The organism is Caballeronia sp. GACF4 (genome assembly GCF_023631025.1).
GTDB lineage: Bacteria > Pseudomonadota > Gammaproteobacteria > Burkholderiales > Burkholderiaceae > Caballeronia.
On the sequence record NZ_JALQDW010000005.1, the window covers coordinates 257,454 to 279,516 of the forward strand.

The 22,063-nt window shown below is 64.2% G+C and carries 14 protein-coding genes and 1 pseudogene; 10 read left to right on the forward strand and 5 right to left on the reverse strand.

Going from position 1 to position 22,063, the window contains the following annotated elements:
* The first annotated feature begins 98 nt into the window (after positions 1-98).
* The 8 genes and pseudogenes from NCR40_RS07370 to NCR40_RS07405 all read left to right on the forward strand — a co-directional run.
* Positions 99-923: a M90 family metallopeptidase gene (locus tag NCR40_RS07370; protein ID WP_250464981.1), complete on the forward strand. Its 825-nt coding sequence runs from the start codon at positions 99-101 to the stop codon at positions 921-923.
* A 134-nt stretch (positions 924-1,057) separates the two neighbouring features.
* Positions 1,058-1,312, forward strand: a complete 255-nt coding sequence (locus NCR40_RS07375; RefSeq protein WP_016345518.1) for a type B 50S ribosomal protein L31 — start codon at positions 1,058-1,060, stop codon at positions 1,310-1,312.
* 256 nt (positions 1,313-1,568) lie between these two features.
* Positions 1,569-3,332 carry an ArnT family glycosyltransferase gene (locus NCR40_RS07380; RefSeq protein WP_250464983.1) on the forward strand — a complete coding sequence of 588 codons (1,764 nt, stop codon included), beginning with the start codon at positions 1,569-1,571 and terminating at the stop codon, positions 3,330-3,332.
* Positions 3,333-3,371: 39 nt separating this feature from the next.
* Positions 3,372-4,730 (forward strand): MATE family efflux transporter, encoded by a 1,359-nt coding sequence (locus NCR40_RS07385; protein ID WP_250509143.1) that lies wholly within the window; start codon positions 3,372-3,374, stop codon positions 4,728-4,730.
* Positions 4,731-4,825: 95 nt separating this feature from the next.
* On the forward strand, positions 4,826-10,855 hold the full coding sequence (locus NCR40_RS07390) for an alpha-2-macroglobulin family protein (RefSeq protein WP_250509098.1): 6,030 nt from the start codon (positions 4,826-4,828) through the stop codon (positions 10,853-10,855).
* A gap of 4 nt (positions 10,856-10,859) precedes the next feature.
* Entirely contained in the window at positions 10,860-13,082 is a 2,223-nt protein-coding gene (pbpC, locus tag NCR40_RS07395; protein WP_250509099.1) for a penicillin-binding protein 1C, read from the forward strand.
* Between the two features lie 228 nt (positions 13,083-13,310).
* Complete coding sequence (locus NCR40_RS07400; RefSeq protein WP_250509100.1) at positions 13,311-13,925, forward strand: ComEA family DNA-binding protein; 615 nt, start codon at positions 13,311-13,313, stop codon at positions 13,923-13,925.
* 136 nt (positions 13,926-14,061) lie between these two features.
* A pseudogene (locus tag NCR40_RS07405) lies at positions 14,062-14,547 on the forward strand (YidB family protein); the annotation flags it as partial.
* A gap of 178 nt (positions 14,548-14,725) precedes the next feature.
* Here NCR40_RS07405 and clpB read toward each other — a convergent pair.
* The gene (clpB, locus tag NCR40_RS07410) at positions 14,726-17,323 is read right to left on the reverse strand and encodes an ATP-dependent chaperone ClpB (protein ID WP_250509101.1); all 2,598 of its coding nucleotides are present in this window, start codon (positions 17,321-17,323) and stop codon (positions 14,726-14,728) included.
* 189 nt (positions 17,324-17,512) lie between these two features.
* Positions 17,513-17,998 (reverse strand): Rrf2 family transcriptional regulator, encoded by a 486-nt coding sequence (locus tag NCR40_RS07415; RefSeq protein ID WP_250464992.1) that lies wholly within the window; start codon positions 17,996-17,998, stop codon positions 17,513-17,515.
* 312 nt (positions 17,999-18,310) lie between these two features.
* On the opposite strand from NCR40_RS07415, the gene NCR40_RS07420 reads away from it, so the two are divergent.
* Positions 18,311-18,853, forward strand: coding sequence for a group III truncated hemoglobin (locus tag NCR40_RS07420; RefSeq protein WP_250464994.1), 543 nt, complete (start codon positions 18,311-18,313; stop codon positions 18,851-18,853).
* Positions 18,854-19,032: 179 nt separating this feature from the next.
* Here the strand turns inward: NCR40_RS07420 and moaE are convergent, their stop codons facing one another.
* Genes moaE through NCR40_RS07435 form a run of 3 tightly spaced genes read right to left on the reverse strand, consistent with a single transcriptional unit; the run spans position 19,033 to position 21,006 of the window.
* Entirely contained in the window at positions 19,033-19,497 is a 465-nt protein-coding gene (moaE, locus tag NCR40_RS07425) for a molybdopterin synthase catalytic subunit MoaE (protein ID WP_250464996.1), read from the reverse strand.
* Position 19,498: 1 nt separating this feature from the next.
* Complete coding sequence (gene moaD / locus NCR40_RS07430; protein WP_244825364.1) at positions 19,499-19,756, reverse strand: molybdopterin converting factor subunit 1; 258 nt, start codon at positions 19,754-19,756, stop codon at positions 19,499-19,501.
* Positions 19,757-19,767: 11 nt separating this feature from the next.
* Positions 19,768-21,006 (reverse strand): molybdopterin molybdotransferase MoeA, encoded by a 1,239-nt coding sequence (locus NCR40_RS07435; protein ID WP_350029292.1) that lies wholly within the window; start codon positions 21,004-21,006, stop codon positions 19,768-19,770.
* Positions 21,007-21,495: 489 nt separating this feature from the next.
* Between NCR40_RS07435 and NCR40_RS07440 the strand changes: the two genes are divergently transcribed.
* Complete coding sequence (locus NCR40_RS07440; protein ID WP_244825366.1) at positions 21,496-22,041, forward strand: NUDIX hydrolase; 546 nt, start codon at positions 21,496-21,498, stop codon at positions 22,039-22,041.
* Positions 22,042-22,063: the final 22 nt, after the last annotated feature.

Below are 22,063 nucleotides of genomic sequence, written 5' to 3' on the forward strand. Positions count from 1 at the left end.
TGGCGACAGCTCCAGCCGATCCCGCAAGCAGCGCATTCTGCCCACGATCGTCCCCCATCCGTACAATCCGGTCTATCGCGCTTCCAACGCCTCGATCGATGACCAATCCCTTCACCCGCTGGTTCGGCGCGCAACGCCGCGAGCGCACGCTGCGCAAATACGCGATCGACGAAAGCCTGTGGCGGCGCACCCTCGATGCCTATCCGTGCTTTGGCCACCTGAATCCGGCCGACCTCGAACGTCTGCGCGAGACCGCGAGTCTCTTCATCGCGCAAAAAGAATTCTCGACCGCGCACGATCTCGAACTGACCGACGCCATGATCGTCTCCATCGCCGCGCAAGCCTGTCTGCCCGTCCTCAACCTCAGTCTCGACCTTTATCGCGGCTGGGTCGGCGTGATTGTCTATCCGGGCGAGTTCGTCATCAAAAAGACGGTGGAAGATCAGGACGGCGTCGTGCACGAAGTGGAACACGATGCCAGCGGCGAAGCATGGGAAGGCGGCCCGGTCGTGCTCTCGTGGGAAGATGCCCAGATGGCCGATGGCGCCGACGCCTACAACGTGGTGATCCACGAATTCGCCCACAAGATCGACATGGTGAACGGCGAGGCCGATGGTCATCCGCCGCTCTATCGACGCTGGCACGCGCCGCTCGACTCGACCGCATGGGCCGATGTCTTCGATAACGCCTATGACCAATTCTGCGCCCGCGTCGACGCGGTGCCGCAGCGCCGTTTCGGCCGCTTCGAGCGCGAATCGCTGATCGATCCCTACGCGACGGATCATCCATCCGAGTTTTTCGCGGTCTGCAGCGAGGCGCTGTTCGTTACGCCGAAACCCTTCGAAGCGGAGTATCCCGAGTTGTATCGCCTGCTTGCGCGCTATTACCGGCAGGACCCGGCGGGCGTCGGCGCCCTCTTCTAAAGCTTCCCAAAAAGATGTCAAGGGTCTGATTTTCTGGCATAATCGCCGTTTTTCGACCCTAGGCAAGTGACTCGCACGAGCGCCTTGAACTCAAGACGCAACGGGTTGGCTACCGCCAGATACCAGGAAAGACCATGAAAGAAGGCATTCACCCGAATTATCGCGAAGTTCTGTTCGTCGACATGTCGAACGACTTCCGTTTCGTGACCCGCTCGACCATCCAGACGCGCGAAACCGCCGAATTCAACGGCAAGTCGTACCCGCTCGCGAAGATCGAAGTGTCGTCGGAATCGCATCCGTTCTACACCGGTCAGCAAAAGATCATGGACACGGCAGGCCGCGTCGAGAAGTTCAACAACAAGTTCGCTCGCTTCTCCACCAAGAAGTAAGACGGACCACCGCTTCAGCAAGAAGGGCAGCTCTGGCTGCCCTTTTTTGTCTCTGCCGTTTCCATGATGCTGCACGGCAAAACGGTAAGGGTTGTTGCACGGCGTTACCGCGAGCCCGTCGACACTGACGCACTCCGAGGCGCGCGTCTACAATGCCGGATGCTCTGGCCCCCGCCGCGCTTGCACGCACCTGGCAACCTACCCGCACGCACCAACGCACGGCGCACTGCCCGTTTCTCTCGATAAGCCCTCACGCATGCGATCTGTCGTTCGTCTGACCGCCTCCGCCACCAGCGCCCTGCCGCGCTGGCTACTGCTCGCCATCTGTATCGTCTACGCGTCGTTCGGGCTGTTCGGCCGCGACCCGTGGAAGAACGAGGACGCGGCGGGCTTCGGCGTGATGTGGACGATGGCCAACGGCGACGCGCGCGACTGGCTGCTGCCCAATCTCGTCGGCAAGGCGCTCACGGGCGACGGCCCGCTGATGTACTGGCTCGGGGCATCGTCGATCCGGATCCTGAGTCCGTGGGTCGATGCCAGCAACGCCTCGCGCGTGGTCACGGGCCTGCTCTTCACCATCGCGTGCGCGTTCGTCTGGTACACGGCCTATCTGCTTGGCCGGCGCGACGAAGCCCAGCCATTCAAATACGCGTTCGGCGGCGAACCCGAGCCGCGCGACTACGGCCGCACGCTCGCCGACGGCGCCCTGCTGATTCTCCTCGCCTGCTTCGGGCTCGCCGAGCGCGGTCACGAAACCACGCCGCAGCTCGCGCAGTTCGCCGGCACCGCGATGCTCATTTACGGCCTCGTTCGCAGCATCGACAAGCCGATTCACGGTGCGCTCGTGTGGGGCGCGGCAATCGGCGTGGTCGGCTTATCGAGCTCGCCCGTGCTGGTGTTCGCGCTTTTGCTATGCACGCTTGCAATGACCATCATCGTGCGTCAGGTGCGCGCCGCGCCGCTGCTGATCTACGGCCTGCCCGTCGCCGTTGTGCTGATCGCCGCGTGGGTGCTGCCGACGCTGCATTTCTTCCCCGACGATGGCGAATGGTGGCTGCGTCAATGGTGGCGCAACAGCTTCGATACCTTCTCCGGGCCGCCGTCGCTCGTGTTCGGCTACGCGATGAAGAACCTGCCGCTCTTCACCTGGCCCGCCTGGCCGCTTGCAATCTGGGCCTTCGTGAGCTGGGGCGGCATGCGCCGCTCGCCGCACGTCGCCGTGCCCTTGTCCGTGATCGGACCGCTGCTCGTGCTCGTTGTGCTGCAGGCGCGCGAAACCAATCGCCTCTTCTTGCTGCTGCTGCCGCCGCTGTCCGTGCTCGCGACTTTCGCGCTGCCGACCTTGAAACGCGGCGCGATCAACGCGATCGACTGGTTCGCCATGCTCAGTTTCACGATCATCGGCACGCTCGTCTGGCTCGTGTGGACGGCCGGCATGTTCGGCTTTCCCGCGCCCATGGCCCGCAATCTCGCGCGCCTCGCGCCCGGTTTTCATCCCGAATTCAAGCTCATTTCGTTCGTCTGCGCGGTCGCGGTGACGGCGTGCTGGTTCCTGCTCGCGCGTTGGCGGCTTGCACGCCATCCGAAGGTGCTGTGGCGCAGCGTCGTGCTATCGAGCGCGGGCACCACGCTGATGTGGGTTTTGCTCATGACGTTATGGCTGCCGGTCGTCAACTACAGCCGGACGTATCGCGATGTCGCGGAGCAGATCGCCGATCATCTTCCGCCCGACTACAACTGCATCTCGCCCGCGCGTCTCGGCGACGCGCAGATCGCCACCTTCGCGTACTTCGGCGGTATGCACTTCGCGTTCGACGAAGATTGCGACGTGGTGCTGCGTCAGGATCGCGCGGATTACGGCGATCCGCCGTCCATCTCGGCGTTCGAATGGAAGCTCGTCTGGGAAGGCCGGCGCGTGGCCGACCGCGACGAGCGCTTCCGCCTCTACGTGCGCATTGCGCGCCCCACGCCGCCGGTCAAGAAGCCGCTGCGTCCGAAAAGCCTGCGCCGGGTGCAATAACGCATGGGCGCCGCCGTGTCTTCCAAAGCCGCCACGGGCATGCTGAGCGATGTCCGCAAGATCGGCGCGCTTGCCTGGCCCGTGCTGATCGGCCAGCTTGCGGTGATCGCGTTCGGCGTGATCGATACCGCGATGGTCGGCCGCTTCTCCGCCACCGATCTCGCGGCGCTCGGGCTCGGTTCGTCCGTCTATATCTCGGTGTATATCGGCTTGACGGGCATTCTCGTCGCGCTCCAGCCGATTGCCGGACAACTCTTCGGCGCGGGCCGCGAGGCGGAAATCGGCGAGGAAACGCGGCAGGCGCTGTGGCTCGCTTCGGTACTCATGGTGATCGGCTTCGTGCTGCTCTACTTTCCCGAACCGCTGCTGAGTCTCGCGAAAGCGCCGCCCGCGCTACATGACCGCACGGTGGACTACTTGCGCATTCTCTCGTTCGGGCTGCCCGCGAGTCTCGTGTTTCGCGTGTATAGCTCGCTGGCGAACGCGGTCGGCAAACCGCGGCTCGTGATGTTTCTGCAAGTCGGCGGGCTCGTGCTCAAGTTTCCGCTCAATACCTGGTTCATCTTCGGCGGTTTCGGCGTGCCCGCGCTCGGCGGTCCCGGCTGCGCGCTTGCGAGCACGCTCATCAATTGGGCGCTCGCCATCGTCGGAATCACGGTGCTGCTGCGCGTGGAATTCTTCCGGCCGTTCGGCATCTTCGCGCGCTTTTGCTGGCCCGTGTGGAAGCGGCAGATGGCGCTGCTGCGTCTCGGCATTCCGATGGGGCTTTCGTATCTCATCGAAGTGACGTCGTACACGTTCATGGCGCTCTTCATCTCGCGCTTCGGCACGACCACGCTCGCGGGACATCAGATCGCGGGCAACCTCGGCGCGGTGCTCTACATGACGCCGCTTGCCATCGGGATCGCGTCGTCGACGCTGGTGTCGCAGGCGCTCGGCGCAAAGCGTCTGGACGACGCGGCCTCGATCTCGCGGCACGGCATCGGCATGGCGTGCGTGCTGGCGCTGGTGTACGGCGTGATCCTGCTTGCCGCGCGGCCGCAGATCATCGCCGCCTACACGCCCGACGCCCACGTAATCGCCGCCGCGATGCCGCTCGTCTTCATCATCTTCTTCTATCACCTCTGCGACGCGCTGCAGATCACCACGGCGTTCATCCTGCGGGCGTACAAGGTCACGCTCGTGCCGACCGTCATCTACGCAATCGCGCTGTGGGGCATCGGCCTCGGCGGCGGCTATCTGCTCGGCTTCGATGTCGGCGGCATGGTGCCCGAGTGGCTGCAAGGCGCGCGCGGCTTCTGGATAGCCAATACGGTGAGTCTCGGCGTGGCGGGCATCGGCCTCTTTCTGTACTGGCGGCGCGTGAGTACGCGGCATCGCAACGTGGCGACGAGCTGAGAATCGCCGAAATGCGTCAACGCAACCGATTCGTCGCAAGAATCGCGTAGGGCTCCAGTAAAATCGCGCGGACAAGAATTACTCGGAACGAGTGGATGAGCCGCGTCATGAAAAAACAAAAATGGATTCTGGCCGCAACCACCCTCATTGCCGCTTTCGGCATGAGCGTCGCGATGTATCGGGCCGATGCCGCGCGCGTCGTGACCGTGTCGCCACAAGGCAAGGTCGCGCAAGTGCGTCAGGTCGTCGTGAAGTTCGACGAAGCCATGATCGCGTTCGGCAGTCCGAGCGCCGCCGCGCCCGGCAAGCTCGCCTGTAGCGGCGCGCCCGCCGCGGCCACCGCCGGCGGCGCGCGCTGGATCGACGAAAAAACCTGGGCCTACGATTTCAACGCGGACTTGCCGCCAGGAGTGCGCTGCGGCATCGACCTCAACAGCAGCCTTAAATCCAGCGCGGGCAACGCGCTGTCCGGTCCCAGCCACTTCGCGTTTCAGACGGGCGGGCCATTCGTTACGCGCGTCGAGCCGAGTTACGGCGATATCGAGGAAGACCAGACCTTCGTGCTGCGCTTGAACGGCCCGGCCACGCAAGCGTCGGTGCTCGATCACGTCTGGTGCGAATCGAGCGCACTCGGCAACCGCATTCCCGTAAGGACGGCCGACGACGCCACGCGCGGCGCGCTTCTCAAACACTTCGGACTCGCTAAGGAAAGCGACCGCGTGCTCACGCTCGCATGCGGGCAAACGTTGCCGTCCGGCTCGAAAATGCAGTTCGTCTACGGCGCGGGCGTCACCGGGCCGAGCGGCATGCCCAACGATGTCGAGAAGCGCTTCGACTACAAGGTGCGCGATCCGTTTTCCGCGAGCTTCACGTGCGAACGGGAGAACGCGAACGCGCCCTGCACGCCGCTGCGCCCGCTCAGGCTCATGTTCACCGCGCCGATCAGCCGCGCCGACGCCCAGAAGTTCGCGTTGCGTGGTCCCAAAGGCACGGTCGCGCCGCACTTCGATGACGACAGCAAGGACGCGGAAGTCGAAGCAGTCGAATTCGCCGCGCCGCTGCCGGAGCGCACCGATCTCACCATCGAGGCGCCCGCCAATCTCAAGGACGTGAGCGGCCGCACGCTCGCCAACGCCGACTTCTTCCCGCTCAAGACCGCGACCGCGCCCATGCCGCCGCTCGCGAAGTTCTCGTCGGGCACGTTCGGCATCATCGAGCGCTTTGCAGAGCCGGACATGCCCGCCATGTTGCCGGTCACGCTGCGCCATGTGGAAGCCGACCTGCACGTGCAAGGGCTCGACTCGGGCACCTCGCAGATCACCAAGCTCAGACTCGACGCCGACACCGACATCCGCCAATGGATGCGCAACGTCGATTTGTTCGACGGCATCGGCATGTCGCGCTCGTCGATCGAAGCGCGCATGCCCTCGCTTTTGAAGAACGGTATCGCGCCCGTCATCGTGCCGGAATCGGACGGCACCGTGAGCCGCGATCCGACCATCGACATTCGCTCGCTTTCGCTCTTGAGAAAGCGCGCGGGCGTCGAAACGCTCACGCTGCCCGCCGCCGATCCCAAGGCGCTGCGTCCCTTCGAAGTCGTCGGCATTCCGCTCGCGAAGCCGGGCTTCTATGTCGTCGAACTGGCGTCGCCGGCGCTCGGCGCGTCGTTGATGGGTCAGAACAAGTCGATGTTCGTGCGCACGTCGGTGCTCGTCACGAACCTCGGCGTGCACTTCAAGCAAGGGCGCGAGAACAGTCTCGTCTGGGTGACGACGCTCGACAAGGGCAAGCCCGTCGCCAATGCGGACGTACGCGTGACCGACTGCAACGGCGATCAAGTCGCCACCGGCAAGACCGATGCGCAAGGCCTCGCGACCATCGACAAACCGCTCGCGGCCATCCGCGAATGCAACGAGAACAGCTTGTCGTACGGCGGCTTCTTCGTCTCGGCGCGCGTTACCGATCCGGTCACCGGACCCGACATGGCCTTCGTGACCTCGGACTGGAATCGCGGCATCGAATCGTGGCGCTTCAACGTGCCGACCGACATGAGCACGAGCCGCACGGTACGCGCGCACACCATTTTCGATCGCACCTTGCTGCGCGCGGGCGAAACGGTGTCGATGAAGCACCTGATGCGCGTCGAAACGCTCAAGGGTTTCGGCTTCCCGCCGAAGTATCCGACGCGCGTGACGATTCGTCATATCGGCAGCGGACAGACGTGGCACATGCCGCTCGCGTGGAGCGCCGATCACAGCGCCGACTCGAGCTTTGCCATTCCCGCCGCGGCCAAACTCGGCGAATACAGCGTGACGCTCGATAACGGCGCGGCCAGCGACACCAACGACGCGAGCGACGACGACGGCGAAGGCAGCAATGTCACGCAGTCGTACGAGACAGGCAGCTTCCGTGTCGAGGAATTCCGTCTGCCGGTGTTCAAGGGCACGGTCTCGGCGGGCGACAGCAAATCGGCCGGTCTGATCGCCGCGCAAGAAGCGCCGGTCGATGTCCACCTCGAATATGTGCAAGGCGGCCCGGCATCGAACCAGCGGGTGCAAGTGTCGGCGCTCGTGCGCGACACGTCGCCGCCCTTCGCTTCAGACTACGATGCATTCAGCTTCTCGCCGTATCGCAAACCCGTGGACGATGGCGCGAGCGCGCCCGCCGAGGACGAGGACAGCGAGCAGCAAACGGAGACCACGACGAAACTCGTCGCCGACAAGCTGCGCGTCACGCTCGATCGCAATGGCGACGGCAAGCTGATCGTGAAGCCGCTGCCCGCCGTCGATTCGCCCAAGCGTCTCGCGCTCGAAGCGAGCTTCGCCGACCCGAACGGCGAGATCCAGACCATCAGCGGCAGCGCCACGCTCTGGCCCGCCGCGGTCGCCGTGGGCGTGAAGGCCGCGCATTGGGCGTCGGTCGGCGGTTCGGTGCCGGTGCAAGCGCTTGCGCTCGATCTGCAGGGCAAGCCGCGCGCGGGCGTATCGGTCGAAATCAAGGGCATGGCGCGCGTGACGTCGAGTTCGCGCAAGCGCATGGTCGGCGGCTTCTACGCCTACGACAACCATTCCGAAACGAACGACCTGGGCACGCTTTGCAGCGGCAAGAGCGACGATCACGGCATCGTCTCGTGCGATGCCAAGCTCAAGACCGCCGGCAATATCGATCTGATCGCCGTCGCGAAAGACGGCGATGGCCGCACGGCCAACGCGAGCACGTCGGTCTGGGTCACGCGCGAAGACGAACTCTGGTTCGGCGGCGAGAACACGGACCGTATCGACGTGCTTCCGGAAAAGAACAGCTACGAGCCCGGCGAGACCGCGCGCTTCCAGGTGCGCATGCCCTTCCGCTCGGCCACTGCGCTCGTCGCGGTGGAGCGTGAAGGCATCATCGAAACCCATGTGGTCGAACTGAACGGCAAGGACCCGACCGTCGAACTGAAGGTCGAGCAAGCGTGGGGGCCGAACGTCTACGTGTCGGTGCTCGCGTTGCGCGGACGTATCCATGAAGTGCCGTGGTATTCGTTCTTCACGTGGGGCTGGAAAGCGCCGGTCGAATGGGCGCACGCGTTCTGGTATGAAGGCCGTCAATATCAGGCGCCGACGCCGCTCGTCGATCTCTCGAAGCCCGCGTTTCGTTACGGGCTGGCATCGATCAAGGTGGGCACGGCATCGCACAAACTGGCGGTGAGCGTCACGCCGGACGCGAAGTCGTACACGGTGCGCGCCAAGGCGCATGTAAAGGTCAAGGTCGCGCTGCCTGACGGCAAGCCCGCGCCCGCAGGCACGCAGATCGCGGTCGCGGCCGTCGATGAAGCCCTGCTCGAACTCATGCCCAACCAAAGCTGGAACGTGCTCGACGCGATGTTGCAGCAGCGCGCCTACGGCGTGGAAACATCGACCGCGCAGATGGAGATCATCGGGCGGCGGCACTTCGGGCGCAAGGCGGTGCCAGCGGGCGGCGGCGGCGGACATAGCGCCACGCGCGAACTCTTCGATACGCTCCTGCTATGGAATCCGCGCGTTACGCTCGATGCGAACGGAGAAGCATCCGTCGATGTGCCCTTGAACGACGCGCTCACGCGCTTTCGCATCGTCGCCATCGCGGCGGTGGGCGCGGGACGCTTCGGCACGGGCAGCGCATCGATTCAAAGCACGCAGGACTTGCAACTCCTCTCCGGGTTGCCGCCGCTCGTTCGTGTGGGCGACGCATTCCATGCGCAGTTCACGCTGCGCAACACGACGCGGCGCACCATGCGCGTCGTCGTCACGCCGCACGCCGGTTCGCTCGCGCTCGATGCACGCACGGTGGAACTCGCGCCGGAATCGTCGCGGGAAGTTGCTTGGGACGTGACCACGCCCGACGTGCTCGGCATGAACGCATCGGCGAGTCTCGCCTGGGACGTGAGCGCGGTAGAGCAAGGCAGCGCTTCGGCCACGAAGCCCGCGAGCGATGCCGTCAAGCTGCAGCAGCGCGTCGTCGCGGTCATTCCGGTCACGACGCAGCAAGCGACCATCGCGCAGGTGGACGGCACGTTCAGCGTGCCCGTCGCGCCGCCCGCCGATGCCAGCACGTCGAGCAACGGCGCCGTGCGCGGCGGTATCGCGGTGTCCTTGCAGCCGAAGCTCGCGGACGGCTTGCCCGGCGTGCGACGCTGGTTCGAACGCTATCCGTATAACTGCCTCGAACAGCAGACTTCGCGCGCGCTCGGCCTCATGGACGCAGCGCAATGGCAAGCCGTGCAGACGCGCATGCCGTCGTATCTGGATCGCGACGGTCTCGCGAACTACTTCCCGCCCTACGACGACGAACGTCCGACCGGCAGCCCGACGCTCAGCGCGTACTTGCTCGCGGTATCGGACGAAGCGTCGAAGCTCGACCGCCGTTTTGCAATGCCCGCGGAATTGCGCGATCAGCTCGCCGCCGGTCTCGCGAATTTCGTCGACGGCAAGCTCGAACGCAAGTTCTGGGCGCCGCGCAACGACCTCGACTTCGAAAAGCTCGCCGCCATCGAAGCGCTTTCGCGCTACGGTCTCGCCCAGCCGCGCATGCTCGGTTCGATCACCGTCGCGCCGGATCAATGGCCGACCTCGGCCGTGCTCGACTACTACGCGATACTTTCGCGCGTGGACGGTATAGCCGATCGCGAAGCGAAGCGCGCGCAGGCCGAGCAGATCATCCGTGCGCGGCTCACGTATCAGGGCACGCGTCTCACGTTCTCGACCGAACGCGACGACGATCTCTGGTGGCTCATGACTGGCAGCGAAACCAACGCCGCGCGCACCGCACTCATCTTCGCAAACGCGCCCGCGTGGAAGGACGAGATGCCGCGCCTCGTGGCCGGCCTCCTCGCGCTGCAGAAAAACGGCGCATGGCAGACCACGACCGCCAATCTGTGGGGCTCGCTCGCAGTGGGACGCTTCTCGCAAATTTTCGAAAGCACGCCGGTCACGGGACGCACGAACATTGCGCTGGGCGCGGCGACGCAGAGCGTGGACTGGAGCGCTGCCGCGCCTGCATCGGCGTCGTCGTCGGCGACCCCGATCACCAAGAGTGTCAACACGCGCAGCAGCTTGCTGCCGTGGTCAACCGGCTCGCTCACGTTGACGCAAAACGGCACGGGCAAACCTTGGGCAACCATCGAAAGCCTTGCGGCCGTCGCGTTGAAGGCGCCGTTCGCGGCGGGCTATCGCATCGTGAAGACGGTGACGCCGGTCGATCCCGCCGTGAAGGGCGTGCTCTCGCGCGGCGACATCGTGCGCGTGCATCTCGACATCGACGCGCAAAGCGACATGACCTGGGTCGTCGTCAACGATCCGATTCCCGCTGGCGCGACCATTCTCGGCTCCGGTCTCGGACGCGACTCGGAAGCGGCGACTTCCGGCGAGAAGCCGGATCGCGGTTCGTGGCCTGCCTTCGTGGAACGCGGTTTCGAAGGGTATCGCGCGTATTACGACTATCTGCCGAAGGGCAAGCTGCAAGTCGAATACACGATGCGGCTGAATAACGCCGGTTCGTTCGGCCTGCCGCCGACGCGTGTGGAAGCGCTCTACGCACCGTCATCGTTCGGCGCATTGCCAAACGCGACGGTCGTCGTGAAGCCGCTTGCCGCCAGCGCGAAGTGACGCCGTGAAGCGCGCCCTGTGCTTTCTGATCGGCTGCGTCGTGGCAACGGCGGCGTGCGCGTCGCCGAGCTTCGACGAGGTGCGCGCGAACTGGCGCAGTTCCGACTGGGTGCTGTTGTCGCGCGATGGCGAACCGCTGCAACGCACGCGTGTCGATACGCACGCGCGGCGCGGCGACTGGGTTGCGCTTGCGGATGTCTCGCCCGCGTTGCGTGAGGCCATCGTGGTTTCGGAAGACAAGCGCTTCTACGACCACGCGGGCGTCGACTGGCGCGGCGCGGCGGCGGCGGCATGGGCGAATCTTTGGAACACGCGCACGCGTGGCGCATCGACGGTGACGATGCAGCTCACCGGACTCATCGACGACGATAACGGCAAGCCGAACGGCCGCCGCAATATCGGCGAAAAGGCGCAGCAGACAGTAGGCGCGCTATGGCTCGAACGGAGCTGGCGCAAGGACCAGATTCTCGAGGCGTATCTGAATCTCGTGCCGTTTCGCGGTGAGATCGTGGGTTTATCGGCGTTGTTGCAGACGCTTTTCAACAAGGCGCCGTCCGGGCTCGATGAACGCGAGGCCGCACTCGCCGCCGCGCTCGTGCGCGCGCCGAATGCGCGTTATGACAAGGTCGCGTCGCGCGCCTGCGTCATCTTGCGCGACATGCAGGCTTTGCATACGAGCGACAAGACGCACGCGAACGACCCGTGCGTCAACCTGGACAGCTATGTGCAACTGACGCTCACACGCACCGCGTCGGCGCCGGGCTTCGCACAAGGCGACGACGCGCTCGCGCCGCATTTCGCGCGGCGCGTTGCAAGCGAAACGCATCCCAAGGCGGGCGATCGCGTGCGCTCGACGCTCGATGCGCATGTGCAGCGCTTCGCGCGCGACACGCTCGCGCGCACGCTTGCCGAACTCAACGCGCGGGCTCATCCGCGCAATGTGCACGACGCGGCGGCGGTGGTGATCGACAACGCATCCGGCGATGTGCTCGCTTGGGTCGGTTCGGCGGGCGGCTTGTCGAACGCGCCCGAAGTCGATGCGGTGCTCGCCGCGCGGCAGGCCGGCTCGACGCTCAAGCCGTTTCTGTATGCGCAGGCCATCGACGAAAAACGCCTGACCGCGGCCACGCTGCTCGACGACGCGCCGCTCGATCTCGCCACCGGCGGCGGCCTCTATATTCCACAAAACTACGATCACGACTTCAAGGGCTGGGTGAGCGTGCGTACGGCGCTCGGGTCGTCGCTCAACGTACCGGCAGTGCGCGCGCTCGTGCTCGTCACGCCGCATCGCTTTGCAAAGACGCTGGTCGCGCTCGGTCTGCCGCTTACGCAAGCGGGCGATTATTACGGCTTCAGCCTCGCGCTCGGCAGCGCGGATGTCACGCTGGCCACGCTTACCAATGCGTATCGCGCGCTGGCCAACGGCGGTGTCGCACGGCCGTCGTTCGATCTCGCGGGCCACGCTGCCGCGCCTGCGGGAAAGCGCGTGTTCAGCCCGGAGGCGAGTTTCATCGTCACGGACATGCTCGCCGACAACAACGCGCGCACGCGCACCTTCGGTTTCGACAGCGTGCTCGCCACGCGCACTTTCAGCGCGGTCAAGACCGGCACCAGCAAGGACATGCGCGATAACTGGGCCGTCGGTTTCACTTCGCGATACACCGTCGGCGTGTGGGTCGGCAATGCCGATGGCGCGCCTATGTGGGACGTCTCCGGCGTCACCGGCGCGGCGCCCGCGTGGAATGCGCTCGTCGGCTATCTGCATCGGCGAGCCGCCAGCCACGCGCCGACTGCGCCGTCGGGCGTGATCGAAACGCAGGTCGCGTATCAGAACGATATCGAACCGAAGCGCGGGGAATGGTTCGTGCGCGGCACGCAGATGAGCGCTATCGGCATCACGGCGAACGCGGCGGGCTCAAGCGGAGCGAGCGGCAAAGGGGACAGCCAGGCGGCGCGCATTGGAGCGCCGACCAATGGCACCATCTTCGCGCTCGATCCCGACATTCCGCCCGCGCGCCAGCGCGTGTGGTTCGAACGCTCGGGCAATGGCGCGCTCGCGTGGCGCCTCGACGGCAAGCCGTTCGGCCGCGATGCGCGCGTCGCCTGGCTGCCATGGCCGGGACATCACGTCCTCGAACTCGTCGATGCGCGCGGCAACGCGGTCGATTCAATCGCCTTCGAAGTGCGCGGCGCGTTTCTCAAGACTGCTCAAAGGCCGTCGCGGTGAGGCCGAAGCATGCCTTGCAGCATGCAAAATATTGATGCGTCATCCAATCTGCATTGCGCGACGTTAAAGATTGTGCGCTCGTGTGGTGCGTGCGGCGGGGTCGTGCACAATGCGAGCCGTCATCGTTCGGGACTTGTTTTTGCCCTATGCTTAACGGCAAAGTCGTTATTCTGTCGTAAGCCCGGACGCATCGATTCATCATTCTTTTCCATTGCCTGGAGTGCCGTCATGCTGAAAAAGCTGCTGATGCTGTGCTTTGCGTTGATGCTGTCCGTCGGAACCGCGTTTGCCGCGGTCGATGTCAATACGGCCGATCAAGCCGCGCTCGATTCCGTGAAGGGCTTGGGCCCGGTGAAGTCGAAAGCGATCGTCGACGAGCGCGCGAAGAACGGCCCGTTCAAGGACGCCGACGATCTAGCGACGCGCGTGAAGGGTCTTGGAACAAAGTCCGTGGCCAAGCTCGAGGAGAACGGCCTGACCATCGGCGGATCGTCGCAGCCGCCCACGGGCAAGACCACGAAGCCCGCCGTGAGCAGCACGCAAGGCGCCGCGCCGTCCAACTCGACGGTCAAATCGTCGACAGCCGCCACGGCGGCGACCTCGCCCGCGGCCACCACCGCGCAAACGCCAGCCGCCACGCCGCAAGCGCCGGCTACCGCCACATCTGCTTCGGCTACGAAAAAGAGTTCGCGCAAGTCCAAGGCCGCAAGCGCGGCGGCGGCTGCAAGCGCGGCGCCGGCAGCGACGACGGCACCCGCCGCCGCAAGCGATGCGAAGCCTTCGAAGCGCAAGAGCAAGAGCAAGAAAGACAAGGCCGCGAGCGCCGCGGCTGCCAGTCAATAAAAGTTAGAAAAGATCGAGGCGAGCAGGCGACGGCCAACCGCATCATGCCGTCGCCCTTCAACCTCAAGTACTTCGTCTCAAAGCTCGCGTTTCGCTCTTTTCGCACGATGCAAGCGCGTCACGCGAGCCACCCCACCCCGCAACTTCTCGTAGTGAGACTGCCATGAGCCTAATCGATATCCTCGCCTCCACCCTCGGCAACTCGTCGCAACAAGGCGGCCAACCCGGTCAATCCGGCCAGGCTGCGCTGATCACGGCGGCGCTCGAATTCGTCAACAACCAGCCGGGCGGTATCGCGGGGCTGATCCAGCGCTTTCATCAGGCGGGCGCGGGCGACATCGTGTCGTCATGGATCGGCACGGGCGAAAACAAGCCCATCAGCCCGGACACGCTGAACAACGCGCTCGGCTCGGACAACGTCGGTGCGCTCGCGCAGAAAGCCGGCGTGTCGAGCGATCAGTTGTCGGGCATGCTCGCGGCGGTGCTTCCGCATATCGTCGACCGCGCGACGCCGAACGGCGAAGTGCCCGCCAATGGCCAGATGGATCTGTCGAGTGTGCTCGGATCGCTAGGCGGCCTGGCGGGTCTCTTCGGCAAGAACGAAGCGCCGAAACAAGGCTGAGTCTGATTCATCGCGTTTGTGTTGGACCCCGCGGGCGGTCGCCTTGCGGGGTTTTTGTTTTGCGGGCCGCGGCGTTGGCGTCATCGATCGTTTCCGCTGCCGCCAAACAAAAAGGGCGATGGATCACCCATCGCCCTTTAGAAATCGCCGCCGAAGAACAAGCAGCGATCAACCGCCTTTAATGCACTACGCGGTCGAACACGAACTTCCCGTCCTTGATATCGACCGGAATGACGTCCTTCGGTCCGAACCTGCCAGCCAGAATCAGCTTGGCGACCGGATTCTCGATCTCCTGCTGAATCGCGCGCTTCAACGGCCGCGCGCCGAACACCGGGTCGTAGCCGACCTTGCCGATCTGTTCGAGCGCCGCATCCGACACGTCGAACTGCATGTCGAGCTTGGCCAGGCGGTCGTGCAGACGCTGCAACTGAATCTTCGCGATCGATTCGATATTCGCGCGATCCAGCGAGTGGAACACCACCACGTCGTCGATCCGGTTCAGGAATTCCGGCCGGAAATGCAGCTTCACCTCTTCCCAGACGGCGTCCTTCACCGCTTCGTGCGGTTCGCCGACCATGCTCTGGATGACATGCGAACCGAGGTTCGACGTCATCACGATCACCGTGTTCTTGAAGTCGACGGTGCGGCCTTGTCCATCGGTCATGCGGCCATCGTCGAGCACTTGCAGGAGCACGTTGAAGACGTCCGGATGCGCCTTCTCGATTTCATCGAGCAGGATCACGCTGTACGGCTTTCTACGCACGGCTTCGGTGAGATAACCGCCTTCTTCATAGCCGACGTATCCCGGCGGCGCACCGATCAGACGCGCGACGCTGTGTTTCTCCATGAACTCGCTCATGTCGATACGAATGAGATGATCTTCCGAATCGAACAGGAACGCGGCCAGCGCCTTGCACAGTTCCGTCTTGCCGACGCCCGTCGGCCCCAGGAACAGGAACGAGCCATACGGACGGTTCGGATCGGACAGACCCGCGCGCGAACGGCGAATCGCGTCGGCCACCGCGCCGATGGCTTCGTCCTGACCGACCACACGCTCGTGCAGCTTGCCCTCGATCTGCAACAACTTCTCGCGCTCGCCCTGCATCATGCGCGAGACCGGAATGCCCGTGGAACGCGACACCACTTCCGCGATTTCCTCGGCGCCCACTTGCGTGCGCAAAAGACGCGGACGCGTCGGGTTGTTCTGCTCCTGCGACTCGGCCTGCGTCACTTGCTTGAGACGCGCTTCGAGTTCGGGCAGCTTGCCGTATTGCAGTTCGGCCACTTTCTCGAGCTTGCCTTCGCGCTGCAAACGCGCGATGTCCGCACGCGCCTTTTCGATCTCTTCCTTGAGCTGCGCGCTGCCCTGCACGGCGGCCTTTTCGGCGGTCCAGATTTCTTCGAGATCCGAATATTCGCGATTGAGCCGGTCGATTTCTTCCTCGATGAGTTGCAGACGCTTCTGCGATGCCTCGTCCTTCTCCTTCTTCACGGCCTCGCGTTCGATCTTCAACTGGATGAGACGGCGGTCGAGCTTGTCCATCTCTTCGGGCTTCGAATCGATTTCCATCTTGATGCGCGACGCCGCTTCGTCGATCAGATCGATCGCCTTGTCCGGCAGAAAGCGGTCCGTGATATAGCGATGCGACAACTCCGCCGCCGCGACGATAGCCGGGTCCGTGATCTCCACGCCGTGATGCAACTCGTACTTTTCCTGCAAGCCGCGCAGGATCGCGATGGTCGCTTCCACCGAAGGTTCGTCGACCAGCACTTTCTGGAAACGCCGCTCGAGCGCCGCGTCCTTCTCGATGTATTTGCGATATTCGTCGAGCGTGGTCGCGCCGATGCAATGCAATTCGCCGCGCGAAAGCGCCGGCTTCAGCATGTTGCCCGCGTCCATTGCGCCTTCGGCCTTGCCCGCGCCGACCATCGTATGAATCTCGTCGATGAAGACGATGGTCATGCCTTCGTCCTTGGCGATATCGCTCAGCACGGCCTTCAGCCGCTCCTCGAACTCGCCGCGATACTTCGCGCCCGCGAGCAGCGCCGCCATGTCGAGCGACAGCACGCGCTTGCCCTTGAGCGTTTCGGGCACTTCGCCGTTGACGATACGCTGCGCCAGTCCTTCGACGATAGCCGTCTTGCCGACGCCCGGTTCGCCGATCAGCACCGGATTATTCTTGGTGCGGCGTTGCAGAATCTGGATCGAGCGGCGGATTTCGTCATCGCGGCCGATCACCGGATCGAGCTTGCCTGCGCGGGCGCGCTCGGTCAGGTCGACGGTGTACTTCTTGAGCGCCTCGCGCTGACTTTCGGCGTCCTGGCTATCGACCTGCGCGCCGCCGCGAACCGCGTTGATCGCGGCTTCGAGCGCCTTGCGCGTAAGACCATGCTGGCGGGCTACGCGGCCCACTTCGCCTTTGTCGTCCGCGACCGCGAGCAGGTACATTTCGCTCGCGATGTAGGTGTCGTTGAGTTTCTGCGCTTCCTTATCGGCGTTGTTGAGCAGGCCCGCGAGATCGCGGCTGACCTGGACGTTGCCGTCCGTGCCTTGCACTTGCGGCACACGATTCATTGCGTCGTTGAGCGCGTTTTGCAGTGCCTGAACCTGCACGCCCGCGTGCGACATGAGCGAGCGCGCGGAACCGTCCTGCTGCGCGATCAGCGCGGCAAGCAAGTGAACTGGCTCGATGTACTGGTTGTCGTGACCGACCGCCAGACTTTGCGCGTCTGACAGCGCTTCCTGAAATTTGGTGGTGAGTTTGTCGATTCTCATTATTGAAAGCTCCAATTCGAATACGACCAAAATGAGGCGCTTTTGGCCGGTTTCAAGCCTCGCTTAGCCGTTTGCGCGCACCTTTTCGCTTGATTTCGAGAAAGCCCGCGCGAGCGTCGGCGCATGAGAATGACCTGTCCGTCCGGTTTTCGTTCACCGTCCGGCCGCGTGCAAAGACTGAACCGCGCGTCAGGCAGACGAGCTTTGCATGCGCTCGACCGATACCGGAATCACGCTCACGATGCCAAGCAACTGCGAGAGCTCATCCGCCGGACGCGCGAGTTCGCCGACCGTATGCTTGTCGAGTTCCGCAAGGAAGGCATCGCGCGCCGTCGCGAAGACGCCGCGCAACAAGCAGGCCGACTGAATCACGCATTGCCGGTGTGCCTTGTCACGCGAAAAACAACCGACGATGTCGAAGTCGCTTTCCATTGTGCGCACGATCTCGCCGATCGTCAGATAAGGCGTGCGCTCGCCAAGCCGCAGTCCGCCATGACGCCCTCGCACCGTTTCCACCCAGCCGAGTTCGCCCAATTGCTGGACTATTTTCATCAGATGATTTCGCGAGATGCCATACGCCTTGGATATCTCGCCGATGGTCGAAAGGCGGGACGGGCGCACGGCAAGGTAAAGCAGGACGCGCAGGGTGTAGTCGGTGTAGTCGGTCAGTCGCATGATGTCACGATGATTTTGTGCGCGGAACACGCGCATCGAGAACAACGGAGCCAGAGGCACGCGGGCAAACGAAGAGCAGACGGCGAAAGCGGCGCGACGCGGGATGCGCGGAAAAACACCGCGCGTGCGCCAGCGACAATGACCTCAACGCGCACATAAGGTCTAACATCCTGACGCGGCCCGCCACGAAAAATTGAACGACCGGTCGGATTATCGCTGTTCAAGACGCGACATTTTGCGACAAAACAGCGCCTATCGTCAGCATAATGTGCTGACGCTTGCGTGTAAGCATCCGCATAACATTTATTTGCCATGACCCTTCACGAATCATCTGCCCGCCCGGCTCGCTTTGCGGAACCGGACGAAGCCAACATCCGCACGCTCGTGGAGACGTTTTATCGCCGTGTCGATGACGATTCCCTGCTCGGCCCGATCTTTTCGCGCGAACTGACGGGCCGCTGGGACGAGCATCTCGCCAAAATGACGACCTTCTGGTCGAGCCTCGTGTTGGGAACGAAGCAGTATCGCGGGAATGTGCAAGAGGCGCATCGGCCGCTCGAAGGTATCGCGCCCGAGCATTTCGCACGCTGGCTTACGTTTTTTCTCGACACCGTGGACGCGCGTTACGAGCCGGCCGCCGCCGTGCAGTTCATGGAACCGGCGCTGCGGATCGCGCACAGTTTGCAATTGAGCAAGTTCGGCTGGGATTACAAGATTCCCGACGCGCAGCAGGAACTTCTCGCGGCGCTCAAACGGCAGCGCACCGGCGGCCGGGAAGAGCCGCGTTTCGCAAAGCGGCCATCGGCGGAAGCGTTTCCAGCGAGATTCGTGGGACGTTCGGCGGATACGAAGTGACGCTCGCGGCGTTCTTCCTCGCCGATCACGCTTGTCTTGCCGCCCAAGGTTTTTGGCTTTTACCCGTTTGCGAGCGCTCTTAGCGCGATTTCGCGTGCCGCTTTTGTCTCGCCAGTCACGCGGTAAGCGGTTTGACTTATCCGCGGATCGTCGCCTTTTCCTATGACCATCGCCGCGCTTTAGCTTTTCGGCTTTTGCCAGCGAGCCAGCGCCGTATCATCCGATTCGCGCGCATCGACCCAGCGCTCGCCCGCGTCGGTTTTTTCCTTCTTCCAGAACGGCGCCCGCGTTTTCAAGTAGTCCATGACGAAGGCGCACGATTCGAACGCCTCGCCGCGATGCATCGCCGTGGTTGCGACCAGCACGATCTGATCGAGCGGCTTCAGTTTTCCCACGCGATGCACGATCAGCACGTCCGACCCAGGCCAGCGCGCACGCGCCGACTCGGCAATCTCGTGCAGCGATTTCTCCGTCATGCCGGGATAGTGCTCGAGCTCCATCGTCTCGACCGCGCTGCCTTCGTTCAAGTCGCGCACCGTGCCGACGAAGCACGCCACCGCGCCCACTTTCGGATTGCCCGCTCGCAGCGCGGCGACTTCCGCGCCGAGATCGAAATCCGCCTCCTGTACGCGCACGATCGTCATGTCAACCGCCCGTGACCGGCGGGAAAAACGCCACTTCGCAGCCATCCGTGATGCGCTGCGACGGGTCCGTCATGACGTGATTGCAGGCCATGCGCAACGCACGGCCTTCGGCGAGCGTTTCGGCCCACGCGCCGCCGCGCATGCGCAGCCAGGCGCGTACATCGCCGACATTCACGACGGTGTCCGGCACGCTGACCGTCTCGTTCGCGACACCCAGCGCTTCGCGCACGCTGGCAAAAAATCTCAGTTCGATATGCATTTGATGGCCTTCTACCGCATCAACTCTGAAAAGGGAATGAAGCGCACCGTCTCCCCCGCGCGGATGGCGTGATCCGGCGGATTGTCGATGAGGCCGTCGCCCCACACGGTCGAAGTCAGCACGGCGCTGCTTTGATTGGGAAAGAGATCGAGGCCGCCTGCGTCGTTCACGCGCGCGCGCAGGAACTCGTTGCGGCGGTCGCCCTTCTTCTGGCTGAAGTCGGCACGCATCGAGTAGACGCGCGGCGCGACGTCGCTCGCGCCTGCCAGCCGCAGCAGGAACGGCCGCACGAACAGCAAGAAGGTGCAAAAGCTTGACACCGGATTTCCCGGTAGGCCAATAAAATACGCTTCGCCGAGCGCGGCATCCGAACGTCGCACGTTGCCGAACGCGAGCGGCTTGCCGGGCTTCATCGCGATCTGCCACATGGCGATGCGTCCTTCGGCTTCCACCGCCGGTTTCACGTGATCTTCCTCGCCGACCGATACCCCGCCGCACGTCAGAATCAGATCGTGTTCCCCGGCCGCGTGGCGCAGGGTTTCGCGCGTTGCGTCGAGACGATCCGGCACGATCCCGAGGTCGGTCACGTCGCAACCGAGTTTCGCAAGCAGCGAGCGCAGCACGAAGCGATTCGAGTTGTAGATGGCGCCGGGCGCGAGCGGCTCGCCGGGCATGCGCAGTTCGTCGCCGGTAAAGAAGATGGCGACGCGCACGCGCCGCACGACATCGAGCGCGCCGCAACCGACCGATGCCGCGAGACCCAACGCTTGCGGCGTGAGGCGCGTGCCCGCAGGCAGGATCGCCGAACCGCCGCGGATGTCCGCGCCTTGTTGCGTGATCCATTCGCCAGCTGCGGGCGCGTGCGCGAACGCGACGCTGCCGTCGTCCGCCGCACGCGCCATTTCCTGCATGACGACGGTATCGGCGCCCGGAGGCACCGTCGCGCCGGTGAAGATGCGCGCGGCCGTGCCTGCCGTGAGCGGCGTGGCGGCGTGGCCAGCCGGAATGCGTTGCGACACCGGCAGCGCGCGCGGCGCGGCCTCGCTTGCGCCGGCGAGATCGGCGGCGCGGACGGCGTAACCGTCCATCGAGCTGGTGTGCATTGGCGGAACGTCTAGCGGCGACGTGACATCGGCGGCAAGGACGCGGCCGAGCGACGCCGCGGCATCGAGCGTATCGATGCGCTCGGTGCCATCGACCCGATGCGCGGCGTCGAGGAGAAGACCGAGCGCTTGCGCGGTCGCGAGCATCGGGGGACGAGGAGAAGTGGACATGGAGTTCGTACGGAGCGATGCGCCCGTCAATCGTGAATGGGGAGTAGCTGGCAACGTCAGCCAACCATTGTAGCGAGATGGGCGGTGAGGCGAAGCGCTCTGGCGTTCGCGGTCGTTCGCGTCGTTCGCGTCGTTCGCGTCGTTCGTGTCGTTCGCTTCGTTCGCTTCGTTCGCTTCGTTCGCTTCGTTCGCGTCGTTCGCGTCGTTCGCGTCGTTCGCGTCGTTCGCGTCGTTCGCGTCGTTCGCGTCGTTCGCGTCGTTCGTGTCGTTCGCGTCGTTCGCGTCGTTCGCGTCGTTCGCTTCGTTCGCTTCGTTCGCTTCGTTCGCTTCGTTCACTTCGTTCGCGTCGCCTGCGCGAGTTCCGCCCGACCAACCGATCACGCCCCCGCTTTCCGCCTCACCCGCCCTTCATGACGACCCCCAAGCCGGTGATACACTCGCACCACACTTCCCACGTCCATTTCCATGAAATTCTGTTCCGTCTGCGGCCACGAGGTCGCCCTTTCGGTCCCGCCTGGCGACAACCGCGAGCGCTTCGTCTGCGGCAGTTGCGGCACCGTTCACTACCAGAATCCGCGCAACGTCGTCGGCACGGTGCCGGTGTGGGACGACAAGGTGCTCTTGTGCCGCCGGGCAATCGAGCCGCGCTACGGCTACTGGACCTTGCCGGCAGGCTTCATGGAAATGGACGAGACCACGAGCGAAGGCGCATCGCGCGAAACGCTCGAGGAAGCAGGCGCGCGCGTCGAGATTCAAAGTCTTTTCACGCTGCTCAACGTGCCGCACGTGCATCAGGTGCATCTGTTCTATCTCGCGCGTCTGCTCGATATCGAAATCGACGCCGGCGAGGAAAGTCTCGAAGTGCGTCTCTTCGAGGAAAGCGAGATTCCGTGGGACGAAATCGCCTTTCCGACCGTCGGCCAGACGCTGCGTTTCTTCTTCGCCGACCGCGCCGCGGGCAACTTCACGCTGCACACGGGCGACATCTTCCGCACGCTGCGCGAAGGCTGAGCGCCTCGCGCATCGACTGCTT

What these genes read in the sequence shown, in the direction of transcription:
- NCR40_RS07370 (WP_250464981.1), top strand. Translation starts at nt 99, where the DNA reads ATGACCAATCCCTTCACCCGCTGGTTCGGCGCGCAACGCCGCGAGCGC.
- NCR40_RS07375 (WP_016345518.1), top strand. Translation starts at nt 1,058, where the DNA reads ATGAAAGAAGGCATTCACCCGAATTATCGCGAAGTTCTGTTCGTCGAC.
- NCR40_RS07380 (WP_250464983.1), top strand. Translation starts at nt 1,569, where the DNA reads ATGCGATCTGTCGTTCGTCTGACCGCCTCCGCCACCAGCGCCCTGCCG.
- NCR40_RS07385 (WP_250509143.1), top strand. Translation starts at nt 3,372, where the DNA reads ATGCTGAGCGATGTCCGCAAGATCGGCGCGCTTGCCTGGCCCGTGCTG.
- NCR40_RS07390 (WP_250509098.1), top strand. Translation starts at nt 4,826, where the DNA reads ATGAGCCGCGTCATGAAAAAACAAAAATGGATTCTGGCCGCAACCACC.
- NCR40_RS07400 (WP_250509100.1), top strand. Translation starts at nt 13,311, where the DNA reads ATGCTGAAAAAGCTGCTGATGCTGTGCTTTGCGTTGATGCTGTCCGTC.
- clpB (WP_250509101.1), bottom strand. Translation starts at nt 17,323, where the DNA reads ATGAGAATCGACAAACTCACCACCAAATTTCAGGAAGCGCTGTCAGAC.
- NCR40_RS07415 (WP_250464992.1), bottom strand. Translation starts at nt 17,998, where the DNA reads ATGCGACTGACCGACTACACCGACTACACCCTGCGCGTCCTGCTTTAC.
- NCR40_RS07420 (WP_250464994.1), top strand. Translation starts at nt 18,311, where the DNA reads ATGACCCTTCACGAATCATCTGCCCGCCCGGCTCGCTTTGCGGAACCG.
- moaE (WP_250464996.1), bottom strand. Translation starts at nt 19,497, where the DNA reads ATGACGATCGTGCGCGTACAGGAGGCGGATTTCGATCTCGGCGCGGAA.
- moaD (WP_244825364.1), bottom strand. Translation starts at nt 19,756, where the DNA reads ATGCATATCGAACTGAGATTTTTTGCCAGCGTGCGCGAAGCGCTGGGT.
- NCR40_RS07435 (WP_350029292.1), bottom strand. Translation starts at nt 21,006, where the DNA reads ATGCTCGCGACCGCGCAAGCGCTCGGTCTTCTCCTCGACGCCGCGCAT.
- NCR40_RS07440 (WP_244825366.1), top strand. Translation starts at nt 21,496, where the DNA reads ATGAAATTCTGTTCCGTCTGCGGCCACGAGGTCGCCCTTTCGGTCCCG.